Source organism: Acinetobacter sp. YH12097 (genome assembly GCF_013419225.1).
Taxonomy (GTDB): Bacteria; Pseudomonadota; Gammaproteobacteria; order Pseudomonadales; family Moraxellaceae; genus Acinetobacter; species Acinetobacter amyesii.
The window spans coordinates 1-7,480 of sequence record NZ_VPAN01000069.1 but is presented as its reverse complement, the minus strand read 5'-3'; the positions used below and the strand labels follow the sequence as shown (position 1 = coordinate 7,480).

The following is a 7,480-nucleotide window of genomic DNA, read 5'->3' as shown; positions in this document are numbered from 1 at the left end:
TAAAGCAGGAGTTTTTAATTACACGATGTCAAACCATGAAGGAGTTAGATCACTTAATTGCGGAATCTATTATGATTTATAATTGCTATAGACCACATTTAAGTTTAAATATGAACACCCCGAATCAAACGTATGAGCAAACTAAAACCGAGCTAATTGCTTAACTCGGTTTGAAGTGGAATACTGTCAATCTATTTCAGGACAAGACATTCATCATCGTGATTAGATCGAGAATGAAGATCCACATCCACACGTGGTTGTCGCATTCGGGTTTTGTACCACAAAACGAGAACCTTCAAGACCTTCAATATAGTCGACTGTTGAACCAACTAAATATTGATAGCTAAGTGAATCCACCAACATTTTCACGTCTTCATTGATAAATTCAGCATCATCTTCGTTTTGGCTTTCTGCAAAATTAAATCCATATGAGAAACCTGAACAACCACCACCAGTCACATATACACGTAACATGAGGTCTTGATTACCTTCACTGTCACGCAATTGGCGTACTTTATTGGCAGCATTGTCAGTCAGCACAAGTGCTTGAGCATTCATGATGGATTCCTCTGAGTCATTGGGGTGTCTTTAAAAAGAAAAGACCATATTTCAAGTATAACATACTCAATATATGGTCAGTCTTCACAGTTTAAAGTTAAATCAGAGTATTTTTCTCAAGATTCATTTAAAACTTATTTATAGTTTTCTTCCTGTAATGCGCATTCGAAGTTTTTCGGGTCTTGTTTACAGCGGAATTGCCATAATAATTTCATCATTCGCTTGTCGTAGATACCACGTTTAGTCAAATCAATACGCGCTTCACGCATCATTTTTTGATAACCAGCTTTGTCTGCAGTGGGAACATCCATCCAATATTTAGCTGGAATTTCTGACTTCATTTTGCCTAAAATCGTGAATGCACGAGGTAATTGTGTTTTGACCCAATCACGTGATTTTTGCCCATAACCTGCTGGGAATTTATCTGGGCGAATAATGATATTTCCCGTGACTTGTAAAATTGGATAATTGACGATTGCGCCTTTGCTGCCTAAACCTTTGTGTAATTCTAATGGTTTGAACACAGCTGCAGGAGCACCAATAATATCCACCTGACCATTGTTAAATTTAGCGCCAAAATTGGTTACATCGGCACTGACCGCTTGAGCCCCGACCTGCTGCACCATAATTTTCTGCGCTTCATCATAATCAAGCACCGCAATTTTTTTACCTGCGGCTTTAGCGACAGTATTGATACTACGATCATTCACCAACAGGTAGGCATCACCAACAGGTATCACACCTGCCACTTCATATTTACTATTGACCATGCTTTTAGCAAACGTTGGACTCGCAAGACCTTGCATAATTTTTACGGCCAATTTCAAATCTGGAATTGCACCAATCGCATCTAAAGAACCGGTAAAATTGTTGAATTGGCGGCCACGCATACCGGTGACGCTGATCCCATCACATTTCCCCGCTTTAAAGTCTTCCGCAATCACTGCTTCATTTTGACCGACGCGGAGCTCAATGTCTGCGCCCCAGTTTTTTGCCGCCAATTGATAATCTTTCATCAGGGTAAAAACATCACCATTTTTACCCACCAAATCAAATACACACACCACTTGCTTCGCTTGAGCTACGCCAGTCACCGCCATTAATGCAGCAGCAACGCTCAATGCCTTTGTCCATTGTTTCATACTGACTTTCCTTGTTTTTTTACTGTTTTTGTTTTTAACCATTTTTTGATTTTTGGGTCATGCCGAGTTCGATTCAATTGACTCACAGCCCTCGATTTGAATTTAGATTACCTGAATATTTTGCTGACTCAATGGCGAGAATGACCTGTAAATTTGCAAAAAAAAGCCTGGATAAATCCAGACTTTTTTCTTTAAATATCAGCTTATTCGCCGCCAAGTGAACATTCAAAATTGGCTTTATCGACAGAACAACGTGCCTTTTTCAATACAGACATCATGCCTGCATCATAAATGCCACGTTTCGTCATATCCATACGACCTTCACGCAGTAATTTTTGATATTTGGTTTTATCTTCTGCACTTAAGTTCAGTTTATATTTCGCAGGAATACCCGCTTCTAGACGGTTAATCATCGCGATACTCTTCGGTAAGTGTTTCACAAACCAATCACGTGATTTTTGACCAAAGCCAGCTGGGAACTGATCAGGACGAATAATAAAGTCCGCAGTCACTTGTAGAACTGGGAAGTTAAACATCGCACCATTGGTACCTAAACCTTTATAGATCTCTAATGGTTTGTAGGCATATGCAGGCGCACCCACCATATCGACCTGACCATTATTAAACTTCGCCACAAAGTTAGATACATCTGAAATCACAGCTTGAGCGCCGACACGTTGCACCATGATTTTTTGTGCTTCGTCATAGCCTAATACCGCAAACTTTTTACCTGCCGCTTTTTCAATTGAGTCAATTTTCTTGTCTTTGACAAAGATGAATGCTGAACCCAATGGGGCAATACCCGCCACTTCGTATTTCTTACCACCTAGATTGCTGACCATTTTTGCAGCATTACGTTGGTCTAATGCAAAGGTAATCGCACGTTGCGCAATCGCATTACTCGGTGCGCCACCCAGCGCATCAATAGAGCCTGCAAATTTATTGTACTGACGGGCACGCATCGCCGTCATAAATACGCCGTCACATTTCCCTGCTTTAAAGTCATTGTCGGCTACTGCTTCGTCTTGACGCGGAATTAAGTTAATTTCAGCACCCCAGCCTTTTGCTGCAAGCGCCCATTCCTGAGCCATTTGATATGACTCGCCTGACTTACCCAGTAAGTCAAATACACAGATATCTACTTTTGCTGCCTGAGCTGAACCAGCAAAGCCAATTGCAGCAAATGTAGCCAATGATAGGAGCGTTTTTTTCATTCTATTTTCCTTTCAAATCTTTTTATGGTTCAGAGGTGTCCTTACACAACGCCGATATTAAGCAAGTTAAATTAAAAAAAATAGAGCATTTACTCCATTTATTTATGTCATTTTGGCATATTCTGTTTTTCTGTGATGCATATCACTTTTTATTCAAAGTGAAATTATAAATATAATCATCATCTTATATTTGCAAAAATGGCTTTTTACATTTACAGCGATTGCATCAAAATTTACAAAGAAATACAGAAAAAAGCTTATTCACCCGCCACTGAACACTCAAAATTGGTTCGCTCAATCGTACAACGGGCTTTTTTTAGTACCGTCATCATGGTGGAGTCATAGATCCCTTGTTTGGTTAAATCCATCCGTCCTTCACGCAATATTTTCTGATATTTCAACTGATCATCTTTGCTGAGATTCATCTTATATTTGGCAGGAATTTCAGCTTCCATGCGTTTTACCATGGCAAAACTTTTTGGTAATTGCTTAACGAACCATTGCCGAGAAGGCTCTGCAAAACCTTCTGGGAATTTATTATTACGAATAATCAAGTCTGCCGTGACATTCACCACAGGAAAATTCACCATCGCCCCAGTAGTACCTAAGCCTTTTGAAATTTCGAGTGGCTTGAAGGCATAAGCCGGGGCAGCCACAATTTCAACTTCAGCCTGATTAAACTTGCGAATAAAATTGGAAATTTCCGACATGACTGGCACCGCGCCGACACGGTCGACCATCACTTTTTGCGCATAGTCATAATGCAAAATGGCAAATTTTTTACCTTCAGCTTTTTCTAAATTATTGATATTGCGATCACGGACAAAACTATAAGCTGAACCAATTTGCCCAATCCCTGCCACTTCATAGCTGTCTTTGCCTAGATTGGTAATCAGTCGTTTACTGTTCCGCTTATCTAAGACATAGGTGATGGCTTTTTGCGCGATGGTATTGTTCGGTACACCGCCAATGGCATCAATCGAACCGGCAAATTTGTTATACGCACGTGCCCGCATCGAGGTCATATAAAATGCGTCACATTTCCCTTCTTTAAAATCTTTATCAACTTTGGATTCATCTTGATATGAAATCAGTTGAACTTGTGCTCCCAATGCCTTACTGGCCAGAGACCACTCTTCCATTAGCTTATAAGATTCCCCCGCCTTTCCAAGTAAATCGAACACACAAACCTTCTGATTAGCATAGCTTTGTGCAGACATCACACCTGAAAGAAGCGATAAAATTAAAATTCCTTTTCTCATTTCTTATATTCCCAATATGTTTTATTAATCCATTTAAAACAATAACTTGAAATATTTTTTTAATACTAAAGCCCGTTCAATATACCTAAATACGTAGAATCTGTCATATTTTTTCAGATGGTTGCGATGCTTTGTTTTTTCTTTTGCAAAGCCATCCATTAGAATAGCCCCACATTCTTCTTGTTTAGTTAGTTCCATGATTCAGTTAGACCAACTTTCCATTCGTCGCGGTGGGCGTGTTTTATTTCAAAAAGCATCTATGCAATTGCATCCAGGCTGGAAAATCGGCTTAACCGGTGTAAATGGTGCGGGTAAATCAACTCTTTTTTCTGCGCTTTTAGGTGGAATGGAGTCTGATGGTGGTTCATTAACTCGTCCTGCGGTATGGACCGTCGCGCATATGGCACAAGAAATCAAAGCACTGGATATGAAAGCTATTGATTTCGTTCTATCAGGCGATGAAGAATATTGGGATATACAACATAAACTTGAATATCCAGAACAATTAGATAATGAAGCGTTGGCACACTTATATGGCCGATTTGATGAAATCCATGGCTATACAGCTCCATCCAAAGCCTCACAATTGATGGCCGGCCTGGGTTTCTTTGAACATCAGTCCCAGCTCAATGTTTCAAGCTTTTCTGGTGGTTGGCGTATGCGTTTAAATCTTGCGCGTACCCTAATGAGCCGTTCAGACCTATTATTACTCGATGAACCAACCAACCACTTAGACTTAGATGCGATTTTGTGGTTAGAAGATTGGTTAAAAGCTTATGAAGGCACACTGATCTTGATTTCACATGACCGTGATTTCTTAGATGCGGTGACTGATCATATTTTACATATCGAAAATCAAGAGCTGACGCTTTACACCGGCAACTATTCAACCTTTGAACGCACCCGTTCTGAGCGCTTGGCACAACAACAACAAGCCTATGAAAAACAACTTGAAACCCGTGCACATCTCCAAAAATTTATTGACCGTTTTAAAGCTAAAGCCACTAAAGCTAAGCAGGCTCAAAGTCGTATTAAACAATTAGAACGCATGCAGGAACTTTCTGCTGCACATGTCGATACGCCATTTACCTTTAGTTTCCGTGAGCCAACCAAAATGAGCTCACCACTGTTACAAATGGAACATGTCGACATTGGCTATGGTGACAAACTGATTGCCACCAATGTGAATTTACAGATTACCCCAAACAGTCGTATTGGTTTACTGGGAATGAATGGTGCTGGTAAATCAACCTTAATTAAATCCTTGGTTGGTGATCTTCCCTTATTACAAGGGACACGCAAAGCCTCGGAACTGTTGAATATTGGCTATTTTGCGCAGCATCAAATGGATGCTTTAGATGGCAATGCCAGCCCAATGTTGCAATTATCTAGAATCGCTGACAAAAAAATCAGTGAAGCTGCATTACGTTCATTTTTAGGCAGCTTTGGTTTTAGTGGCGAACGCATGGATACACCAAGTGAAGGCTTTTCAGGCGGTGAACGAGCACGATTGGCTTTGGCTTTGATTGTTTGGCAACGTCCCAATGTTTTAATTCTCGATGAACCGACCAACCATTTAGACCTTGATATGCGTCATGCCCTAACTATGGCATTACAAGATTTTGAAGGCGCTGTGGTTTTGGTTTCGCATGAACGTCAATTGATTGCCAGCGTTTGTGACGAATTATTGTTGGTACATCATGGGAAATGTCGCGAATTTGATGGCGACCTCGTGGCTTATGCCGATTGGCTGCGTCAAGCGCGGATCGACATGATGAAAAATAGTCAACAAGCCCCGACTCCCATCAAATCTCAAGTTGAAACTAAACCAACGATTTCCAAAGTCGATAAAGAAGCGCAACGTAAAGAAGCTGCACGTCAACGTGAATTGACCCGCCCGATTCGTAAAAACATTGAAAAAAATGAAGCGCAGATCAGCAAAATTCAGCCACGCTTAAACGAAATCGAGGAATTATTAGCAGACAGTGCTTTATATGAAGCCAGTCGTAAAGATGACTTACTCAAACTGATGAATGAGCAAACAGAGTTAAAAGCCAAACTCGAATCAGTCGAAGAGCAAATGCTTGAATTAATGATGGAATTAGAAGAAATGGAAAGCAGTTTTGAGGCTTAATTTAAAAAGCAAAACCCTAGATTTGCATTATTAAGAAAAGCTAACTTAAGTTCAAAAATCAATCGCCGTGAAATTTAAATGTTCCACGGCGATTTTTTATTTATACTTCACAATAATAATCACACTATAAATCTAAAAAATATTCAAAAAATCGAATGTTCATATCCAACTGGTTATTGCATCGTTAAGGCATTTCTATTCAGAAAGAATCTAAAAATTCAGCGATAGCTTTTATCCTACTTTTATAAATGAATTCAAAAAATACACTTCACATCAAACTCATTGCCACAGTTATCCACAAAAGCTACTTTTAAATTCAAATCTTAGTTTTAAATTCATTTTTATTTTTGAAATTCAAAACATCGAACCACCTTTTTGTGGATAAATATTTTTAAACGATATTATCCACAATTATAAATGACTTTGATGTTGAACACTATTAAATGTGAAAATTCACAAAACTTATCCACATTTATAAGATGGATGCATTTTATCTCCACTCACGACATCAATTTAAATTTTTTATTGTTTAAGATAAGGCAGAAGGATGGGCTTTTTTTGCCTTTAAAAAACGTAATTCTTGTATTTTCCAGGTCTGATCAAAATGCCAGATTTCCTGTATTTGCTGCTGTGTTTCAGCTAAACCAATTAAAATTTTGCACTCAGTTTGGTCACGATTAAACTCATAATCTTCAAATTCTACGTCTGGTTTTTGTGGTTTCCAAACCCCATTTTTCACTGCATGTGCAATACGTTCATAGCGGACATAATTACTTTCGACACGCCCGTCTTGCTCATAAACCACCTTAAAGTGCTCATCTTCGTATTCGGCTAAAACAGTATAATTTCCGGTAAAAAATGCATTTACCCAGATGTCACGAATGTGTTCAAGTTGATTGTCCATCATATATAGACCTCTTATTTTTAGCTGCTAAGTTCAAATTGATTTGAGCTTAGCATCAGAATAAGTCAATTTTATAAAACACAAATTGGCGATTTAATATTCAATTTTATTTAAGATAGCACAAAAAAAAGCACTCCGAAGAGTAATGCCAGTCAGTTAAGAGATTGACTGGCTTTTTCTTGGGTATTTTTGAGGTTTTCCTTTTACAACCCTTGGATAACTCCTCACTCTTCTCTCAGGTATAACATACCGATTAGATTTCTCCA

General features: G+C 39.0%; 7 protein-coding genes. 2 read left to right on the top strand and 5 right to left on the bottom strand.

The window, feature by feature from the left end; translation table 11 throughout:
• A partial coding sequence (locus FTU37_RS15930) for an IS3 family transposase (protein WP_180124650.1) occupies positions 1 to 164 on the top strand: 164 nt, incomplete at its 5' end.
• 58 nt (positions 165 to 222) lie between these two features.
• Here the strand turns inward: FTU37_RS15930 and erpA are convergent.
• The 4 genes from erpA to FTU37_RS15910 form a co-directional block, all read right to left on the bottom strand.
• Positions 223 to 558: an iron-sulfur cluster insertion protein ErpA gene (gene erpA / locus FTU37_RS15925; RefSeq protein ID WP_078189499.1), complete on the bottom strand. Its 336-nt coding sequence runs from the start codon at positions 556 to 558 to the stop codon at positions 223 to 225.
• A 134-nt stretch (positions 559 to 692) separates the two neighbouring features.
• Entirely contained in the window at positions 693 to 1,700 is a 1,008-nt protein-coding gene (locus FTU37_RS15920; RefSeq protein WP_180109501.1) for a putative solute-binding protein, read from the bottom strand.
• Positions 1,701 to 1,903: 203 nt separating this feature from the next.
• Positions 1,904 to 2,914, bottom strand: coding sequence for a putative solute-binding protein (locus FTU37_RS15915; RefSeq protein WP_078194442.1), 1,011 nt, complete (start codon positions 2,912 to 2,914; stop codon positions 1,904 to 1,906).
• Positions 2,915 to 3,171: 257 nt separating this feature from the next.
• Positions 3,172 to 4,176 (bottom strand): putative solute-binding protein, encoded by a 1,005-nt coding sequence (locus FTU37_RS15910; protein WP_180124649.1) that lies wholly within the window; start codon positions 4,174 to 4,176, stop codon positions 3,172 to 3,174.
• A 196-nt stretch (positions 4,177 to 4,372) separates the two neighbouring features.
• Here FTU37_RS15910 and FTU37_RS15905 point away from each other — a divergent pair, with 196 nt between their 5' ends.
• Positions 4,373 to 6,310, top strand: coding sequence for an ATP-binding cassette domain-containing protein (locus FTU37_RS15905; RefSeq protein WP_180124648.1), 1,938 nt, complete (start codon positions 4,373 to 4,375; stop codon positions 6,308 to 6,310).
• A 529-nt stretch (positions 6,311 to 6,839) separates the two neighbouring features.
• Here FTU37_RS15905 and FTU37_RS15900 read toward each other — a convergent pair.
• The gene (locus tag FTU37_RS15900; protein WP_078194445.1) at positions 6,840 to 7,217 is read right to left on the bottom strand and encodes a hypothetical protein; all 378 of its coding nucleotides are present in this window, start codon (positions 7,215 to 7,217) and stop codon (positions 6,840 to 6,842) included.
• Positions 7,218 to 7,480 lie beyond the last annotated feature (263 nt).

What these genes read in the sequence shown, in the direction of transcription:
- FTU37_RS15910 (WP_180124649.1), bottom strand. Translation starts at nt 4,176, where the DNA reads ATGAGAAAAGGAATTTTAATTTTATCGCTTCTTTCAGGTGTGATGTCT.
- FTU37_RS15920 (WP_180109501.1), bottom strand. Translation starts at nt 1,700, where the DNA reads ATGAAACAATGGACAAAGGCATTGAGCGTTGCTGCTGCATTAATGGCG.
- FTU37_RS15915 (WP_078194442.1), bottom strand. Translation starts at nt 2,914, where the DNA reads ATGAAAAAAACGCTCCTATCATTGGCTACATTTGCTGCAATTGGCTTT.
- erpA (WP_078189499.1), bottom strand. Translation starts at nt 558, where the DNA reads ATGAATGCTCAAGCACTTGTGCTGACTGACAATGCTGCCAATAAAGTA.
- FTU37_RS15905 (WP_180124648.1), top strand. Translation starts at nt 4,373, where the DNA reads ATGATTCAGTTAGACCAACTTTCCATTCGTCGCGGTGGGCGTGTTTTA.
- FTU37_RS15900 (WP_078194445.1), bottom strand. Translation starts at nt 7,217, where the DNA reads ATGATGGACAATCAACTTGAACACATTCGTGACATCTGGGTAAATGCA.